This window comes from Phyllobacterium ifriqiyense (assembly GCF_030817885.1).
GTDB lineage: Bacteria > Pseudomonadota > Alphaproteobacteria > Rhizobiales > Rhizobiaceae > Phyllobacterium > Phyllobacterium ifriqiyense.
This window is the reverse complement of sequence record NZ_JAUSZT010000002.1, coordinates 249,079-265,821: the sequence shown is the minus strand read 5'-3', so window position 1 is coordinate 265,821 and position 16,743 is coordinate 249,079. Positions and strand designations below refer to the sequence as shown.

The following is a 16,743-nucleotide window of genomic DNA, read 5'->3' as shown; positions in this document are numbered from 1 at the left end:
ATCGGCACGACCGTTATTGCAGTTTGTCCTGAAGGTCCTGTTTGATCTGTTCAGCAGCTTGCATTGGCTCAGCATAACCATGGATGGCAGGCGAGATAATGTTGATGGCCGCATCGTAGGCAGGCGATGCCACACCAGCGATTGGCGACCGTGGATCGTAAGAGGCAGTGTTTGCGAGCGCCGCATAGGTGGCGTTCGGCTCCAGCTTTTTGAACGCCTCGCCATCGGCCACTTCCTTGTATGCAGGAATATGTCCTGCCTCGGCCCAGGCCAGAGAATTTTTCTCCATCCAACCGATTACCGTCATGACGGCCTTGCGTTTTTCAGGCGACATCTTGTTATTGGCCGGTATCGCAAAAGAATGGGAGTCCGCCCAAGTTGTCTGAGTTCCCATCAGATTGGGCACCTGAACGGCGCCCCACTGATAACCAAGCGTTCCCTTTTTCTCCAGATCGATCATGGTGGGGACTTCCCAAACGCCATTCAACGAAAACGCAGACTTTCCGGAAGTGAACAGCGCAACTGAGGCTTCATACTCCGCCTGTTCCGGCTGCCAGCCATTCTTGGCCCAATTGGTCATGACCTCAATTGCTTTGGCAGCCTTTGCAAGATTGTCTCCCGCCAGCACTTCCTTGCCTGTGATCAATTCACCGCCCTGCTGACGCAACAATGTATAGAATACGCGATAGGTACCGCCATCATCACCGGTTGCATAGGATACCGGCGCCACTGCACCTTTGTCCTTTGCCAGAGTCAGGGCTTCTTCAAAGTCCTTGAGACTGTTGATCCCTGTCAGCCTGCCATCGGCGTCGAGGAATTTCGACCCTTCCAGATATGACTTGTTATAATAAAGAACGATGGAATGGATATCGAACGGCACAGCGTGAAGTTTGCCATCATCGGAACTCGCAGCCTTTATCGACGCCGGAAAGAAGCTATCCTTCGTGACGCCAGCGTTCTTGAGATCGTCATCGGTGATTTCGTCAAGTACGCCCTCTTCCAGTCCTAACGGCATACGGGAAAGGTGGTAGGTCATAATGTCGGGCCCCTGCCCCACGGCTACTGCGGTACGAACCTTGGTATAGAAGGGAATACCCCACTCGAGGGTGGTGCCGGTGACCTTGATGTCTGGGTGTTCCTGATTAAAGCGCGTGATCAACGCCTTCATGCGGACACCATCACCGCCACTCAGAAAATCCCACCATGTAACATTTTCCTGAGCCATGGCGGGTAGCGCCATAAGGGCCACCGCCGTGGCGGCAAGCAGAGCTTTAAATCGCATAAGAATTCCTCCCTAATCTGATGCCACCCTTCTCCCGTTGGTGGCGGTTGAATCTCACTCAAAGGCGTTCAGCGCAACCGGCGCCCGTCTTCTGCAAAAACAAGGACATCTTCCGCTGACGCTCCAAGGTATATGGTTTGCCCGTCGAGGCTTTTGCGACGTTCGCGGGTCTCGACAACGATTGCCTGCCCTCCGGCTAAACGGGCATGCAAATAGGATACGCCGCCGAGATCTTCTTCCAACTCGACTGTCGCCGGAATACCATTGGTGACCGGCTGTAAGTGTTCTGGCCGGACCCCGATCCTGACACTGGTTCCATCGCTCAAATTTGCCGACACCTTTGCCAACAATTCCTTTCCTGCCCCATCGACAGCAACCCGAAGGGTTTCCTCTTGCCGTCCGAGAACCCGCCCCGGCAAAAAGTTCATGGCGGGCGAACCGATGAACCCACCGACGAACTGATTGTCGGGATTATCGTAAAGCTCCAGGGGCTTGCCGGCTTGCTGGACGACACCGCCCTTCAACACGAATATGCGGTCGGCCAGCGTCATCGCTTCAACCTGATCATGGGTGACATAAATCATGGTAGCGCCGATCTGCTTATGCAGCTTGGCCAACTCAAGACGCATCTGCACGCGCAATTCGGCATCAAGATTGGACAACGGCTCATCGAAGAGAAACACTTTTGGTTGCCGGACAATAGCGCGGCCAATGGCAACGCGCTGGCGCTGGCCGCCTGACAACTCAGAAGGCCGCTTTTGCAGATGGTCCTCAAGGTGAAGAATGCGCGCAGCCCCATGCACCATTTCATTGATATGTGATTTTGCGGTCTTTTTCAGCCTCAGCGAAAAGGCCATGTTTTCGAAGACTGTAAGGTGTGGATAGAGCGCGTACGACTGAAAGACCATCGCGACCTCACGCTGCGCTGGCTCGACATTGGTCACATCTCGACCTTCAATAAAGATCGTACCGCTGGTCGTATCCTCAAGTCCGGCAATCATTCGCAAAAGCGTTGACTTGCCGCACCCGGATGGACCGACAAAAACCGCAAAATCTCCGGTTGGAATCTCCATGCTTACATCATGGATAACGCCGACCGGCCCAAAACTTTTCCTGACATTGTGTAAACTGATCCCCATCTCGATGTCTCAATTCGTCGTGAGGCGGAATACATGATAGGAAAGCGGTGCAACAGATCCCTTCAAATTACCATCCTCGATACCCACTCCTGCGCCTAATTTCGGAACGACGTGATCCGGGCGATCTGGACCATTCGTTTCATGAAGTCCGTAACCTTCCATCGCATGGTGCTCGAAAAGCGCCGGCCTGGCGAAACCAGTGAGGCTGACGTCCAACTCAGCTCTTTCGGTTAAATGCCTGTTCACAACAAACAAGGTCAGAACACCTGCACTTCGGTCGTAAACTGCTGCAACGTCGAGATAAGAAACATCATCGGCGACATGGCAATTATACCTCGGAGCGTCCACCGCTACATTGAGCGCTTCACCGCGTCCGTAAACCGACGCAAACCGGTATGGATAATAAATCGTCTGCCTCCAGGCAGGCCCGTTCTTTTCGGCGCGGATCGGTGCAATGACATTCACCAACTGTGCGATGCAAGCAATGCGCACACGGTCAGAGCGGCGGATGAATTCATTCAGCAGGCCCGCAACGAACAAAGCATCTTCGAAGTTGTAGGTTTCTTCGAGCAATGCCGGCGCTTCCGGCCAATCCCAGGTTCTCCAGCGATGGCTGTCTTCCTCACGGATGTGGTACCAAACGTTCCATTCATCAAAGCAGATGTGCACATCGTTTTTGGCGCGCTTTTTAGACTTCACATAGTCAATCGTGCCGGCAATAGTCTGGATATAACGGCCGGTTTCTTCAATCTTGCCAAAATAGTTGAGCGTGTCCCTGCTCTTGTTGCCAAAATACTTATGCAGCGAGATATAATCGACATTCTCGTAGCATTCTTCCAAGACCTCCCGCTCCCATTCGGGATAGGTCGCCATGCCGTCATTGGAACTGCCGCAGACGATTGCCTCAATGTCTCGATCAAAGGCTTTGAAGGCTTTGGCCGTTTCATTGGCAAGGCGGCCATATTCCGTAGCGACCTTGTGCCCGATCTGCCAAGGACCATCCATCTCGTTGCCAAGGCACCACATCTTGACCTGATAGGGATCGGTCTTGCCATGCGACTGGCGCAAATCGCTCCAGGAAGTTCCGGACGGAAAGTTGGTATATTCCAGAAAGTTGCGCGCCTCCTCGAGCCCACGAGAGCCAAGATTGACTGCCAACATCATTTCAATACCGGCCAACTTCGCCCAATCGGCAAACTCGTTGATTCCGACTTGATTCGTCTCCTTCGAGCGCCAGGCAAGATCCAGCCGAACCGGGCGCTGTTCCTTTGGCCCTATGCCGTCTTCCCAGCGATAGGCGGAAACGAAATTACCGCCCGGATAGCGGATGGCGGGTATCTTCAAATCCTGTACAAACTTGAGCACATCCTTGCGAAAACCTTGCGCATCCGCCTGCGGGTGACCCGGTTCGTAGATTCCGCCATAGATTGCGCGACCCATATGCTCAATGAAGGCTGAATAAAGCCGCTCATCAATGTTACTGATTTTAAAGTCTACATGGACGGCTGCGCGTGCCTTCATTCCGTGTCGCTCCCTGACAACCCAATAAAACGATACTCATCGTATTTTTAGATATAGTCGGAGGAGTGCACCGGGCTTGTCAATGGCCAGAATGTGCTGCAGTGCAAAAGGTAAAGAAGATTTCGTTGTTAAAACACGGCTATTGCTTTGTTTTCAAACGCATAATGATGTCTTGATCATAATTGCCAAAACCCCGCCCGAAAATGTTGATACCACCCGGATGACGCCCTTGAGCTTTTACCTCGATTCGCAGCCGTATGGATCGGTGGGCGTCCAGAGCAAGATCACCGATATTGACATCCGAGATCTTATGACCATCCACAAATGAACCTCCCGCTCCCACGGACCAGGTCTTCAACATACCGTATTGGGACCCCTTGAGCTTCCACCAGTCGGGAGTAAAGGTTCCCCGGCGATCGCCATAGTCGCCGGGCGACGTCCATACTCCGATTTCCGTACCGTTTACTGATAGTACAATGTCCGACGGCCAATTGGACAAGGTACCGGGAACTTCCGAGCTAACTTCCATAACAATTTCGATGGCCTCTATGTTGCTACCACGAAGTTTTGCATTATTGGGAAACTGGTATTCGACAAAGCCGCTGGTAAACCAGAGCAGGCTCGTCTTCATTCGCTCCGGATCAATAAATGTCTCGGGTACATCCAAAAGACCAATGATTCCGTGTACTGAGCAGATACCACAAGGACCGGTCACCGCGTTGTTCGTATAAAGCCCGAGAGGCATCGACACCTCGATAAGATCGGAAGACAGAGCAGGTCTGGCCGAAATAAACGTAACGACGAGTTCATCGTAGACGGCAAAACAAATTTTCTGGTTTCCCTTGCGTGCTTTTTGCATTTCGGTGCGGACCAGTCCCGCTTTTTCAAGCACCTGGAGATGGGCTGATACCGACGACTGCGGCAGCCCGGAAAACCGCGCGAGCTCATTCACATTCATACCGGTCTGTTTTGACAGCTCTTTCAATAGCTTAATCCGAGGTAGCGAGGATAACGCTTTGATGGCGACCAAGTCTTTTTCCGGATCTATGACGAGAAAGTTCGAATTCATGTGCCTTACCGATGAGCCAATATCTGGTTCATATCGGAATTATCGATTTAAATAAACGCAAAATGTGATTTTTCGCATTTCAGGCTATGCGACTAACGCCTCCTTTGCTGACTTTATCAAGCTTCGAAGGAAGCGGATGAACGACAAACACAGGCTTCCGCTTGGTGATGCCCATAAGGTGAGTTGTCGCACCAAGGGTAACGCGATGACCAAGAAGATCGATGGTCGCGACAAAAGCTTGCTCGGTCTTCAAAACCCTGGGACCAGCACGATGTCAACGAACGTGTGCGCTCTTGGGCAGGTTTGCCAATCTTATGGACGAAGGACCAAAAACCGATTGGAATGTCGAACTCATCCAACAAATACGGCGCGCCGGACAGGAGCCCGGAGCCATGTGGTTTCTTTAAGCATGACCGGGTTCACGTCAGGACGCTTCGTTGGCTGACAGCCGCCTGCCCGGCTTATATTGGCTTGACCTCATCTGACAGGGAACCCATCTATGCTCTATGTCGAAGCAAGACAACGATATCGAGCTCCTCAGAACCTGGAAACTTCCACCGGAAGCCACACTGGGGTCCTCCGTGCGCACAAAGGGAGTACTTCTCGAAATGCGGGCAAGGCTACCCATATCGTCGAAGAAATCGCTCGTACTCGACGCGGGGGAACTGGTGCTGTCGATGTCGGCCAATTCAAAGACACAATTCCAAACCGCAGCGGCTATTGTGTCTTCAGCAATGAACGATATCGAAAAACTTCCCGTGATCCCTCGTGAAATTGAGGACATCCTGACCATCAAGCCAGCCGAGAGATACCGCTGGCTGGCCGATGGCCGCCTACCCAGTGCGGGCACGCGGACTGTGAGACTACGGGGGCGTGCCAAGCAGATCACGTTTCATGTCTTCGATCCCAAGGTTGTCGAAGACCTGCTTGACAACGGACTGGTGGATCAGTGGCGCGAGGAAGATGTGGCGGCTGCAGCAGAAAACCGACGGCGGGCCGCCTACAAGGCGAAGCTGCAACGCTCATTGAAGAAGGGGGCGGGTTTTGACTCTCCGCCAGAAGCGGAGCCCATGGAGGCGAGCGGGAAACTGGTTGGCTGGGATGAATTTAGACGTAACGGGTTTTTGCGGTGAGCTGCGTATCTAGGAACCTGCTGCGGATTTAAAGCTGCGGGCGAGATAATCCACCTGTCAAAGATTGGCCATGGAACGCAGTTGTGAATATCATTGCGACCAAGGTCTCCAATGGAATGTCGCGGTTGCGGAGAAACAGATTGCAATCGAGACGTTCGTCAATGAGGTAACCACCGGTCTTTTGTAGTTACGCCCGCTTGCGGCATCAGCGGCACGCAACTGCTTAGCCGGACACGCGCTCGACCCTTGATATGAGGCGCCGAGTTTCTTCATCAACCCATGACTGCATTGCGCAAGGCAAAAGAAGAATCCGTTGTTCCGGTCCTGCTGGTTCTATCGTTGAAATTCGTTACGGACGAGTGATCGCGCGCCAGGGAATTGACGACCGTCAATCCGGCCGGTTCATCTCCGGCAACAACGCAGTCTGTTTTGCGAAGTCGAAGTCCATATCATAATCCATTGTCGTTAGCCGCAGCGCAGACTGGGAACAACAGCGGGGAGCGATAGTTCCCCGATCACTTTGAATGATGCACTCAGAAGGAGGTCGCCATTTTGGATACAGCGCTCATCGTTGGATATCTCGCCTCCCTCTGTTCCGTTTGCAGCTTCTTGCCGCAGGTCCGGAAGGTCATTCGCACCGGAGACACCGAAGCAATCTCCACGAAAATGTATTGTCTTACCGTTACCGGCTTCATACTCTGGACCGCTTTTGGCCTTATGCGGTCCGAGTGGCCAATCATTGTCACGAATGCTGCCTGCTTTGTGCTGTCGGCGCTTATCCTTGTAAAGAAGCTCAGAAGCTAGTGCGAAACAGGTTACTGGAACCGGCGCTCCCCGTTTTAAGCCGGCTTTCCGGAACCAGGGCGCCTTGAGCGTGTTGATGAGACAGTATTGCCGCAACCGTCACCTTGATATCGAGCCAGGAGGAAGGCGCTCCTCGGGAAAAGTCCCCGACGCGAAGTTGGAGCAGGAGCAGGAGCCGACTGCAAGCTGGGCGTAAGGAGGGAAGATATGCATGAAAATGCCCGTATTTGGATCCAGGTATGGCCCAGAGCATCAGCATGGGCCGTGCCGGCTGGATTTTTGCCTGGCGCAGCTTGCTGAGAGGGTATCGTGGCTGCCCTCGTCGAAATTCTGCTTCCTGTTATCCCCGGCAAGGAAACAGCTTACCGGGACGTCCGCATTCAGCTCTCGGAAAAATTCGGGGGCGTCACGCTTCACGCAAACGCGCCGGCCGAAGGCCTCTGGAAGAATGGCGTGGTGACCGAAAAAGACCAAATAATCATCGTCGAAGTCATGGTCGATGAAATCGATCGGGTTTGGTGGCGTCACTATCGGAAAGATCTGGAAGTGGCGTTCCAGCAGGAAGCGATCGTCATCCGGACAACGTCAATCGAGAGGTTGTGAAGTCTGACCCACTTTCTATCCTTTTGTAGTGGTTGAAGCTGCCTTTGGCCTGGAGCAATTCGTTCAAACCAGAGATGCGCAAGAACTGGTGGCGGGTGAAGGTTGCGCTGTACAACGCAGCTCCGTCTACTGCGAAAGGAGACCGCTTGGATTGAACGCGTAGGTCAAGCAAATCGGCAAGTAGTTTGCAGTATATCCTTGCAGTATTGACCCGAATTCCGGTTAACCGAACTCAAGGTCGAATTCGTCGGTCGGCAAAGTGCCGGCCACTGGCAGCTCAGCCTGCTGCAAAAGCTTCCTAAAGCTCTCGATGGTCTTATGCGGGCTGCTGTCCAGCTGGAGAGGAAAATGAAAGGCAGCATCAGGTTCAGATCCTGATTAGACATAGCAAGACGGGAACACGGTCAGGTATCCAGGCTCGGGACATCGGTTGCGTTGGAACTGGCAAAGGATACCAAGATTTGAAAATGTTCCGCCCGGCGCGGGCCCGGCCGTGCATGTCGGCACGAGCAGCAATGCGGTGGCAAAGGCCGTTTACGTCGCGCAGGGCCGAGGAGAAAGATGACGCTTGCCGACCGGATCTTCGAATAGATCGGCCGCCCTCTCGACCTTGCCGGAAACCGGCAAGCCTGTTCACAGAAGTCCGACGATGAACACTCTCGCCTGCGGGTGTCGTTCAACCAACCAAAACAGCTGATTGAGCAGTTTCCCGCAGGTCAAGCGGCAGTTCACATCCAGGTCTGCTCACAACCGACAAACACCTACCTATGGCATCCGGCCGCGAGAAACCTGGCACGGTGCGATAACCACCAGATATGGTTCCGCAGTGAATTTGCCATGATTGACGGCTTGGCAGCCAGACATTCGGGTACTCGGCACCGGCACGCAAAACCCCATTACTATCGAATTTCCAGGAGCGTCTGAAGTTCGGGTTGGCGATCATAATTTCCTCAAGCACGACAGCGCCAACGGACAGACGGCGATTCCAGGAGTTCGCGCTGAGGGCGGCGTCGGCACTTCTCGCAAAACGCTATCTTTACTAATCGACTGTGTTTGGCTCATGGCTTATGTTTTAAAGAGAAACCGGAGGAACCATCAGTCAAATCGGCTAGGTCGAAAGGCTGTCAAAAGTGGATTAAGCTCTCCAGTTGCAATTTCTCCGGCCAACAGTTCACCGGCGATCAGGCCGAGTGTGGCACCGCTGTGACTGAACGCAATGTAGTATCCTGCTATGTCATCGAGCTGCCCAAAGACCGGCTCCCCGTCCCCAGGGATTGGTTTCGGTCCGACGAAATAAGTATCGAGTTCCAGCCTTGGGTTGCCATTCAGTACTTTTGAAGCTTCTTCGAGAAGCCTTGCCACCGTCGAATCGTTTACCGTATATGTGCCACCGGGCTGCGCGATGACCTCTTCCTCCGACCAAGCAGAATCCAGTACGAGTGCACCTGTGGGCGTTGGCCTGATTGCTACGCGAGGCGTATTCAGCACAGCCCGAAGAGGCAGGTGCATCGGCTGCGTCCTGACCAGCAAGGCAATCGGTGTACTATCTGGAACAAAACGCCCAAACTCGGCGATCGTCGACGGAACGCTCGCCCCGGTAGCCAACAGAACGGCATCGGCCTTAACGGAGACTCCGCTTGCCATGGTAACCCCGGTTGCGCGGCCATCTGCAACGGTGACCTTGGCCAAGCCGGCATTTGTTACCAATCTGCCACCGCGTTGCACAAATTCCTGACTCAAAATCTCTATCAAACTCGGCAGATCAACCCAACCCTCACCGGGATTGAAGATAGCGCCTTGCGGTGTGACAGAATGTTCATCGACGCCAGGCGCGACGGCCGCGATGTCACCTGGAGAAAGAAGTTGCGCATCATATCCGATGTTGCGTTCATACCTGAAAACCGCTGCGATCTCGTTGGCAGTATCATCTGAGTCCCACGTCAGCCCTCCATCGAAACGCAGCCACGCGGCATCGGGATGCTTTGCTGCCAGAGTGCGATAGCGATCTATGCCGGCCATCCGCAAACGATGATATTCGTCCGAGCGTTGCCGCGAGGAATTGAGCCAGGCCAGTGAGCGCCCCGATGCACCGTTTGCCAGAGGGCCGTCGTTGATAAGGATCGTTTGAACACCCAGTCGAGCAAGATGAACGGCGGACGAGACGCCGAAAATACCGCCGCCAACGACAATGACCTTCGACACCAAGGAAGATGAATTCATGATAGAGACTTTCATTAGTATGATGGATTCAGATTGAACTTGCACTCAATAGGCGGTCACAGAACTTCGGCAAGAAAGCGTTTCAGCCGGGAACTTTGCGGATGGTCAAAAATGGAACTTGGCGGGCCGGCCTCAACAACGCGGCCCTCGTCCATGAAGACAACCTGATCGGCCACCTTGCGGGCGAAACCCATCTCATGGGTGACGACAACCATGGTCATGCCCCGTTGCCCCAAATCGGCCAAAAGGTTGAGAACCCCTTTTACCAGTTCCGGATCAAGCGCACTCGTTACCTCATCGAAGAGGATAACCTCCGGATCCATGGCCAGAGCCCGGGCGATCGCCACCCGTTGCTGTTGTCCTCCGGAAAGACGGCTGGGGCGATGATGACTGCGGGCTGCCAGCCCAACATCAGCAAGGCGCGCTTGTGCAATACGCTCCGCTTCTTCGTTGGGCAGGCCCTTTATCTCGGTCAATGCAAGCATAACGTTCTCAAGCGCTGTATGATCCGGAAATAGGTTAAAATGCTGAAAAACCATCCCGACGCGCTCTGCGCAGTTTCTCGGGCTTCATTGCTAGAATGCTCTCACCATCTATGCGCACATCGCCGCCCTTCGGTTCGACAAGCCGATTGATGCAACGCAGTAATGTTGACTTCCCCGAACCAGACGGCCCGATAATACATGTGACAGTACCCGGTTTTACCGCCAGGGTTACCTGCTTGAGCACATCAAGATCGCCGTATGACATATCCAGATTGCTGACCGCGAGACTGCCGCCTTTGAAACGCGGCTTACCGGCATCACTCCGGGCAGTCGACTGTCTATTGCGAGCACCGTTGCTACTGCCGGTGCCCTCCAGTTCGCTGACCTCGGCAAGTCCGCTCGTAACAGCACCGCTCTTGTGCTTGCCAAGGCGCAGGCCGTTATCAATGTAATTCACCACGTGGGTCAGCGGGACGGTAACAAGGAGATAAAAGATTCCGGCGAGCAGAAGGGGTGACAGGTTTCCGGTAACAACCGCCTGATCCTGCCCAACGCGGAATATCTCGCGTTCTGAAGCCAGCAAACCAAGAAAATATACGAGACTTGAGTCTTTGACGTTTCCAATGAACTGATTGACAAGCGCCGGCAATACACGCCGAATTCCTTGCGGGATCACAATCAAGCGCATTCCCTGCCCGTAACTCATGCTCAAGGCGCGGCATGCTTCCATCTGCCCGCGCTCAACGCTTTGAATACCTGAGCGGATGATTTCTCCGATATAGGCACCGGCAATCAGGCTAAGCGCGAGAATCCCCAAAGGGTAAGGCGAAGGACCGAAAATCTCCCGCCCAATACGGGCAAATCCCTGTCCAATAAGAAGAATGGTCACGATTGCGGGCAGTCCGCGGAAGACATCAGTGTAGATACGCGCGGGAAGCCTCAACCATCTTGAGCGGGATATGCCCATGACGGCCAGCAACAGACCGATAAGAAGTCCGAGCACGGTTGAGGCCGCTGCAAGGATCAGGGTATTTTTCAGTCCGACTGTGATCATGGCGGGCAAAACAGCCGCCATAGCGTCCCAATCGAGAAAACTTCGACGCAGATTTTCGAGCCAGTTCATCCCATTCCCCCTGTGTTGTGACCATAAAGATCAACGGCAGGACCGCTGCTTTGAGGCATCAGAGCAGCGGCCACGACGTTATTTCTTGGGAAGGTACGCGTCGGGCATGGGTGAGCCCGGAAACCACTTTTCATAAAGCGTCTTCCAGGTCCCATCTTGCATTGCCGCATGGAGGGCCGTGTTCAACGCTTCACGAAATGCATCGTTGCCTTTGCGGATAACAAAACCAGCCGGAGCATCAAAGGACGGTATATTTACTGCGATCTTGAGTTCTGGATAACGTTCGCCATATTGCTTTGCGGCCTCATAATCCAGGAAATGGGCATCAACCGTTCCGTTGTTGAGGCCTGAAACTGCCGAATTGTTATCGGGAAATTTGACAAGGTTCGTGTCAGTGAAATTTTTGGCGGCGTAGATTTCCTGAAGCGTCCCCTGCACCACCCCCAACCGCTTGCCTTTCAATCCTTCAGCAGATGTAATTGCCTTGTCCGCTGTCAGCACGGAGAGATAGCCGGCAAGATAGCCGTCGGAAAAGTCTATGGTCTTCTTGCGTGCTTCCGTCGTTCCAATGGCTGCGACGGCCACATCAAAACGTTCATTGGCAACTGACGGCATGAGTGCCGAGAACTCCTGCCCTGTGAAAACCACTTGACCCTTCCCAAAACCAAGTCTGCTTGCAACATTCAGAAAAAGTTCAATGTCGAAACCGGTGAACTGGCCATCTGCGGTTGTAAATGTGTAGGGCTTCGCGTCGCCCATCGTGCCAACGCTTATGACTTTCTCATCAATCAAACCGTAAGGATTATCTTCGGCCGCTGCCATACTGGAAACGGCCCCAAAACCGGCAAGCGCGATGGTCAAGGTTATCATTCCAACCCGGGCAGACTTCATTGTCCTTCTGAAGAGTATTAAAATGCTCATGTCCCTGTTCTCCACTCTGAAATTATTGTTCTAAATTGGCATGCTCAAACTGGCGGGCTGCCCTTCACTGTCACGGCTCTTGGTTGCCTGGATCACTGAGAAGAGATCTTTGCCCATGAGACCGGTCTCTTATTGATTGAGACCGGTCTCAATGCTAATTGATATATTCACATTGACCTTCCGTCAACAACCCTTGTAGTGCTTGAAATATGAAAAACGCTGCTCAAAAATCCCGATCCGTCACCGTCAGCGATGTGGCGCGAGAGGCGAATGTGTCGAAAGCAACCGCGGCTCGCGTTCTGGGCGGATACGGCGCTGTCAGCGAAAAAATCCGCGCAGATGTACTGGCTGCTGCCAAGGCACTGGATTACCGGCCGAACGAGCTGGCCCGAAGCATGACCACCGGAAAATCGGGAATTATCGGCGTGGTCGTCGGCGACATAGAGAACTCTTTCTTCAGTTTTGCTGTCCGCGGCATAAGCGATGTAGCGAGAGCTGCTGGATTCAACGTTATCCTTGCGAATTCCAGTGAACAGATCGAGGTTGAGAAAGCTGCCGTTCGTGTCTTGATCGGCAAACGCGTGGACGGTCTGATCGTCACCCCATCAGAATCCCGGGACGTGTCGCATTTGCGGGAAATTCACCGTTCGGGCAGACCGTTGGCCCTCCTCGATCGCGCTCTACCTGACTTCGACGTTGATACAGTGACCGTCGATGACCGCGACGCCGCGATGCGGGCAACGAAGATTTTGTCGGATGCCGGGCATCGCAATATTGCCTATGTCACGGCAGTCGATTTCGCCGGACGCGAATATCGAGAGCTTAAGCAGATCTACACATCCTCAGTGCGCGAGCGCATCGAGGGTTTTCTCGCAACGTGTCGGGCCAGTGGCATAGAAAACCCCGAGAAATTTGTGCAACTCGGCGCAACGAATGCACAAGAGACACGGACACTCACCAAGAATCTCCTGGCCAGACCTGATCGACCAACGGCGATCCTTGCGTCTGACAGCCTGATAGCAATTGAAATTTTTAAAATCATTCGCGAACGCGGGCTGCGCATTCCTGAGGATATATCATTGATTACCTTCCATGACGCAGATTGGACCAGGGTGACGAGTCCACCCATTACAGTCATTGATCAGCCAGCCTACACACTAGGGAAAACCATCGCAGAGCTTCTCATTCGGCGACTTAAAGGAGAGAATCATCCACCCAAAAGAGTTGTGATAGGTACGTCACTCATCGAACGTGGCTCTGTCGGGCCGCCGCGCGCGATTAAAGGCGGCCAGAAATGACTATCTGTCGCATGTCGCGCCTTCTAGGTCACGGACAGCTGATTGAGAGGTTCGAGGCGGCTGTCTGCAGCGCCAAAGATTGGTCAAAAAGCAGGCTACGGACCAAAGGTAGCCCCGCAAGCCGGTGACTATAATGGCAAGCGGTTTCCTTTATCGAAACGTGTACTGCGCAATCGGCTGGACGTGACTGTTGGCGTCATTGGCTCCAGCCTTGAACCAAACCAATAGTGAGGGATGGTAATGTGAACCGCGTGGCAAACGCAGTATCCCGCGCAAGTTGCCCCTGCGCAGTGCGATGTTGGGCTGAACTGGAACGCTGCCATTCTTCGATCGGGAACATTTTATTGCAGGAGGCGTTGAGTCGCCGCAATGGTTCCCAGGGAGGACATAATGGCCGAGAAGACCTTGAACGACCTTTTCCTAGACACGCTGAAAGACATTTACTTTGCCGAGAAGCAGATTCTGAAGGCGCTGCCAAAAATGGCCCGGGCGGCTCAGTCAGAAGAAGGCAAGTCAGGTTTCCTGCAGCATCGCGACGAGACACAGGGCCAAATCGAACGTCTTGAACAGGTGTTCGAGCTAATGGGAAAACCTGCTCGCGGCAAGACCTGTGAAGCCATCCAGGGTATTATCGCCGAGGGCGAAGAAATCATGGAGGAATACAAGGGTTCGGCTGCTCTCGATGCAGGCCTCTTTCCCTCGGCGCAGGCGGTTGAACATTATGAAATGGCCCGCTACGGCACCCTGATTGCCTGGGCCAAGCAGGTCGGCCTTGAGGACGCGATCCCTCTTTTTCAAGCGAACCTGGCTGAAGAAGTAGCCACCGACGAAAAGCTCACGCATCTTGCAGAGGCCTTTGCGAAAGCAAAGGGTAAAGCTGCCTGATCATTCCGTCGTCTTCAAACGCGCATCGCGCGCCCCTTTCGCATGCACCCTGCCAATGAGGAGAGACCGATGGCCAAGAAGCCTTCCCCAGCGAAAAAACCAGCACCAAAAACGCCCGCATTGAAGAAAACCGCCGCGACCGGAAAACTCCCAAACACTGTCACGATCCATGACCAGCAACTCCATCGTGGAAAAGGTGGCGAGCTTCACCAGTTCGCCGAAGACGGACACGAGGTTCTGACAACCGCCCAAGGCGGCCCCGTTGCCGATGACCAGAATACACTTCGGGTTGGTGCCCGCGGCCCCGCTGTCATCGATGATTTTCATTTTCGAGAGAAAATCTTCCATTTTGACCACGAACGAATCCCCGAACGCGTGGTTCACGCTCGCGGATACGGTGCGCATGGCTTCTTCGAGACTTACGAGTCCCTAGCGGCCTATACACGCGCGGATCTCTTTCAGCGTCCAGGCGAAAAGACGCCGGCTTTCGTCCGGTTCTCAACTGTTGCGGGCAACAAGGGTTCAGCCGATCTTGCTCGTGACGTCCGAGGCTTTGCGGTGAAGCTCTACACGCAAGAAGGCAACTGGGATTTGGTCGGAAACAACATTCCGGTTTTTTTCATCCAGGATGCAATCAAGTTCCCGGATATTATTCATGCAGCAAAGCAGGAGCCTGACCGCGCCTTTCCCCAGGCGCAGACTGCGCATGACAATTTTTGGGATTTCATCAGCCTCACTCCCGAGAGCATGCACATGGTCATGTGGATCATGTCTGACCGTGCCATTCCCCGCTCCTTCCGCTTCATGGAGGGTTTTGGTGTCCACACTTTTCGGTTTGTCAACGACAAGGACGAGTCAACCTTCGTAAAATTCCATTGGAAACCAAAGCTGGGTTTGCAATCGGTGGTCTGGAACGAGGCCGTCAAGATCAATGGTGCGGATCCTGATTTCCATCGCCGTGATCTCTGGCAGTCGATACAATCGGGTAACTTTCCGGAATGGGAGCTTTGCGTTCAGCTGTTTGATCAGGAATTCGCCGACAATTTCGACTTCGATATCCTTGATCCTACGAAGATCATCCCCGAGGAGATCTTGCCGGTTCGGCCAATAGGCCGTTTGGTACTTGACAGGATGCCCGACAATTTCTTCGCCGAGACGGAGCAGGTTGCCTTCATGACCCAGAACGTGCCCCCCGGTATCGACTTCAGCAATGATCCACTTCTCCAGGGTCGGAACTTCTCGTACCTGGACACCCAATTGAAGCGTCTGGGCGGCCCAAATTTCACCCATCTGCCCATCAATGCACCCAAATGTCCGTTTCATAACTTCCAACAAGACGGCCACATGGCAATGCGAAACCCGGTCGGGCGGACAAACTATCAGCCAAACTCGCGCAACGAAGGACCGAGAGCGTCCCCGGTCCGCGGCTTTCGCCATTTTCCATCAGACGAAGAGGGCTCGAAGATTCGGCTCCGCCCAGAGAGTTTCGCCGACCATTACAGTCAGGCGCGCCAATTCTATATTAGCCAGACACCACCCGAACAGCGGCACATCGCCATGGCCTTAACTTTCGAGCTTAGCAAGGTCGAAGAGCCGGTCATACGTGAGCGCATGGTGTCACATCTGCTCAATATCGATGATACCTTGGCATCAACGGTGGCCAGGAAGCTCGGTTTTCAATCGCTGCCGAAACCGGCTGATGCGGCCATGCCGACGCGCCAGGATCTGGAACCATCACCGGCGCTCAGCATCGTGGAACGTGGACCCAAGCGCTTCGAAGGGCGCAAACTTGGTATTCTCGTAACCGATGGTGTTGATGCCGGGCTTCTGAAGGGCCTTGCCACGGCTGTTACCAAGGATGGGGCGGTCTTCGAACTGATAGCACCGAAGGTGGGGGGCGTTACCGCGTCCGACGGGAGTTGGGTAGCAGCACATCACATGATTGATGGCGGCCCTTCCGTCCTGTTCGATGCAGTGGCCCTGCTGACCTCTGCCGCAGCCATTGATGACCTGGTGGAGGAGGCAACGGCTCGTGACTTTGTTGCTGACGCGTTCCAGCACTGCAAGTTCATCGGGTACGATCGGTCCGCATTGCCGCTACTCAAAAAAGCCGGGATTGCAAACGACCTCGACGAGGGCATTCTGGAGCTGCCTGGAGAGGAAGGCCCTGCCGCCTTTGTCTCCAGGTTGGGTAAACTTCGGGTTTGGGCGCGCGAGCCCGCCGTGAAGCTTGGGAAAGCCTCTGCGCCAATAAGGTAGA

Annotated in this window: 12 protein-coding genes and 1 pseudogene; 6 read left to right on the top strand and 7 right to left on the bottom strand. The window is 53.9% G+C overall.

Translation table 11 applies throughout. The features are described from left to right. Window positions 1-13: 13 nt before the first annotated feature. From QFZ34_RS02850 to QFZ34_RS02835, 4 genes are all read right to left on the bottom strand, one after another. A complete protein-coding gene (locus tag QFZ34_RS02850) occupies window positions 14-1,282 on the bottom strand; it encodes an extracellular solute-binding protein (RefSeq protein WP_307276670.1) in 1,269 nt (422 codons plus the stop codon). A 68-nt stretch (window positions 1,283-1,350) separates the two neighbouring features. Continuing rightward, complete coding sequence (locus tag QFZ34_RS02845) at window positions 1,351-2,421, bottom strand: ABC transporter ATP-binding protein (protein WP_307276667.1); 1,071 nt, start codon at window positions 2,419-2,421, stop codon at window positions 1,351-1,353. A gap of 9 nt (window positions 2,422-2,430) precedes the next feature. After that, window positions 2,431-3,942 (bottom strand): arabinosylfuranosidase ArfA, encoded by a 1,512-nt coding sequence (gene arfA / locus QFZ34_RS02840; protein ID WP_307276664.1) that lies wholly within the window; start codon window positions 3,940-3,942, stop codon window positions 2,431-2,433. Between the two features lie 139 nt (window positions 3,943-4,081). Then, window positions 4,082-5,011 (bottom strand): ArsR/SmtB family transcription factor, encoded by a 930-nt coding sequence (locus tag QFZ34_RS02835; protein ID WP_307276661.1) that lies wholly within the window; start codon window positions 5,009-5,011, stop codon window positions 4,082-4,084. 506 nt (window positions 5,012-5,517) lie between these two features. Between QFZ34_RS02835 and QFZ34_RS02830 the strand changes: the two genes are divergently transcribed. The 3 genes from QFZ34_RS02830 to QFZ34_RS02820 all read left to right on the top strand — a co-directional run bounded on the left by QFZ34_RS02830 (window position 5,518) and on the right by QFZ34_RS02820 (window position 7,551). Continuing rightward, complete coding sequence (locus QFZ34_RS02830; RefSeq protein WP_307276656.1) at window positions 5,518-6,144, top strand: hypothetical protein; 627 nt, start codon at window positions 5,518-5,520, stop codon at window positions 6,142-6,144. 552 nt (window positions 6,145-6,696) lie between these two features. Next, complete coding sequence (locus QFZ34_RS02825) at window positions 6,697-6,948, top strand: SemiSWEET family sugar transporter (RefSeq protein ID WP_307276653.1); 252 nt, start codon at window positions 6,697-6,699, stop codon at window positions 6,946-6,948. A gap of 309 nt (window positions 6,949-7,257) precedes the next feature. After that, entirely contained in the window at window positions 7,258-7,551 is a 294-nt protein-coding gene (locus tag QFZ34_RS02820) for a hypothetical protein (RefSeq protein ID WP_307276649.1), read from the top strand. A gap of 1,095 nt (window positions 7,552-8,646) precedes the next feature. Here the strand turns inward: QFZ34_RS02820 and QFZ34_RS02815 are convergent. The 3 genes and pseudogenes from QFZ34_RS02815 to QFZ34_RS02805 form a co-directional block, all read right to left on the bottom strand. Further along, complete coding sequence (locus QFZ34_RS02815; protein WP_307276646.1) at window positions 8,647-9,771, bottom strand: NAD(P)/FAD-dependent oxidoreductase; 1,125 nt, start codon at window positions 9,769-9,771, stop codon at window positions 8,647-8,649. Between the two features lie 56 nt (window positions 9,772-9,827). After that, window positions 9,828-11,379 (bottom strand): annotated as a pseudogene (locus QFZ34_RS02810) (amino acid ABC transporter permease/ATP-binding protein). A gap of 78 nt (window positions 11,380-11,457) precedes the next feature. Continuing rightward, window positions 11,458-12,300: an ABC transporter substrate-binding protein gene (locus QFZ34_RS02805; RefSeq protein WP_307276644.1), complete on the bottom strand. Its 843-nt coding sequence runs from the start codon at window positions 12,298-12,300 to the stop codon at window positions 11,458-11,460. A gap of 209 nt (window positions 12,301-12,509) precedes the next feature. On the opposite strand from QFZ34_RS02805, the gene QFZ34_RS02800 reads away from it, so the two are divergent. From QFZ34_RS02800 to katE, 3 genes are all read left to right on the top strand, one after another. Then, window positions 12,510-13,598, top strand: a complete 1,089-nt coding sequence (locus tag QFZ34_RS02800; protein WP_307276639.1) for a LacI family DNA-binding transcriptional regulator — start codon at window positions 12,510-12,512, stop codon at window positions 13,596-13,598. Window positions 13,599-13,985: 387 nt separating this feature from the next. Next, entirely contained in the window at window positions 13,986-14,483 is a 498-nt protein-coding gene (locus tag QFZ34_RS02795) for a YciE/YciF ferroxidase family protein (RefSeq protein WP_307278854.1), read from the top strand. Window positions 14,484-14,552: 69 nt separating this feature from the next. Further along, window positions 14,553-16,742 (top strand): catalase, encoded by a 2,190-nt coding sequence (katE, locus tag QFZ34_RS02790; RefSeq protein ID WP_307276637.1) that lies wholly within the window; start codon window positions 14,553-14,555, stop codon window positions 16,740-16,742. Window position 16,743: the final 1 nt, after the last annotated feature.

Coding starts and splice junctions, on each gene's coding strand:
- QFZ34_RS02850 (WP_307276670.1), bottom strand. CDS start 1,282: ATGCGATTTAAAGCTCTGCTTGCCGCCACGGCGGTGGCCCTTATGGCG.
- QFZ34_RS02845 (WP_307276667.1), bottom strand. CDS start 2,421: ATGGGGATCAGTTTACACAATGTCAGGAAAAGTTTTGGGCCGGTCGGC.
- arfA (WP_307276664.1), bottom strand. CDS start 3,942: ATGAAGGCACGCGCAGCCGTCCATGTAGACTTTAAAATCAGTAACATT.
- QFZ34_RS02835 (WP_307276661.1), bottom strand. CDS start 5,011: ATGAATTCGAACTTTCTCGTCATAGATCCGGAAAAAGACTTGGTCGCC.
- QFZ34_RS02830 (WP_307276656.1), top strand. CDS start 5,518: ATGTCGAAGCAAGACAACGATATCGAGCTCCTCAGAACCTGGAAACTT.
- QFZ34_RS02815 (WP_307276646.1), bottom strand. CDS start 9,771: ATGAATTCATCTTCCTTGGTGTCGAAGGTCATTGTCGTTGGCGGCGGT.
- QFZ34_RS02805 (WP_307276644.1), bottom strand. CDS start 12,300: ATGAGCATTTTAATACTCTTCAGAAGGACAATGAAGTCTGCCCGGGTT.
- QFZ34_RS02800 (WP_307276639.1), top strand. CDS start 12,510: ATGAAAAACGCTGCTCAAAAATCCCGATCCGTCACCGTCAGCGATGTG.
- katE (WP_307276637.1), top strand. CDS start 14,553: ATGGCCAAGAAGCCTTCCCCAGCGAAAAAACCAGCACCAAAAACGCCC.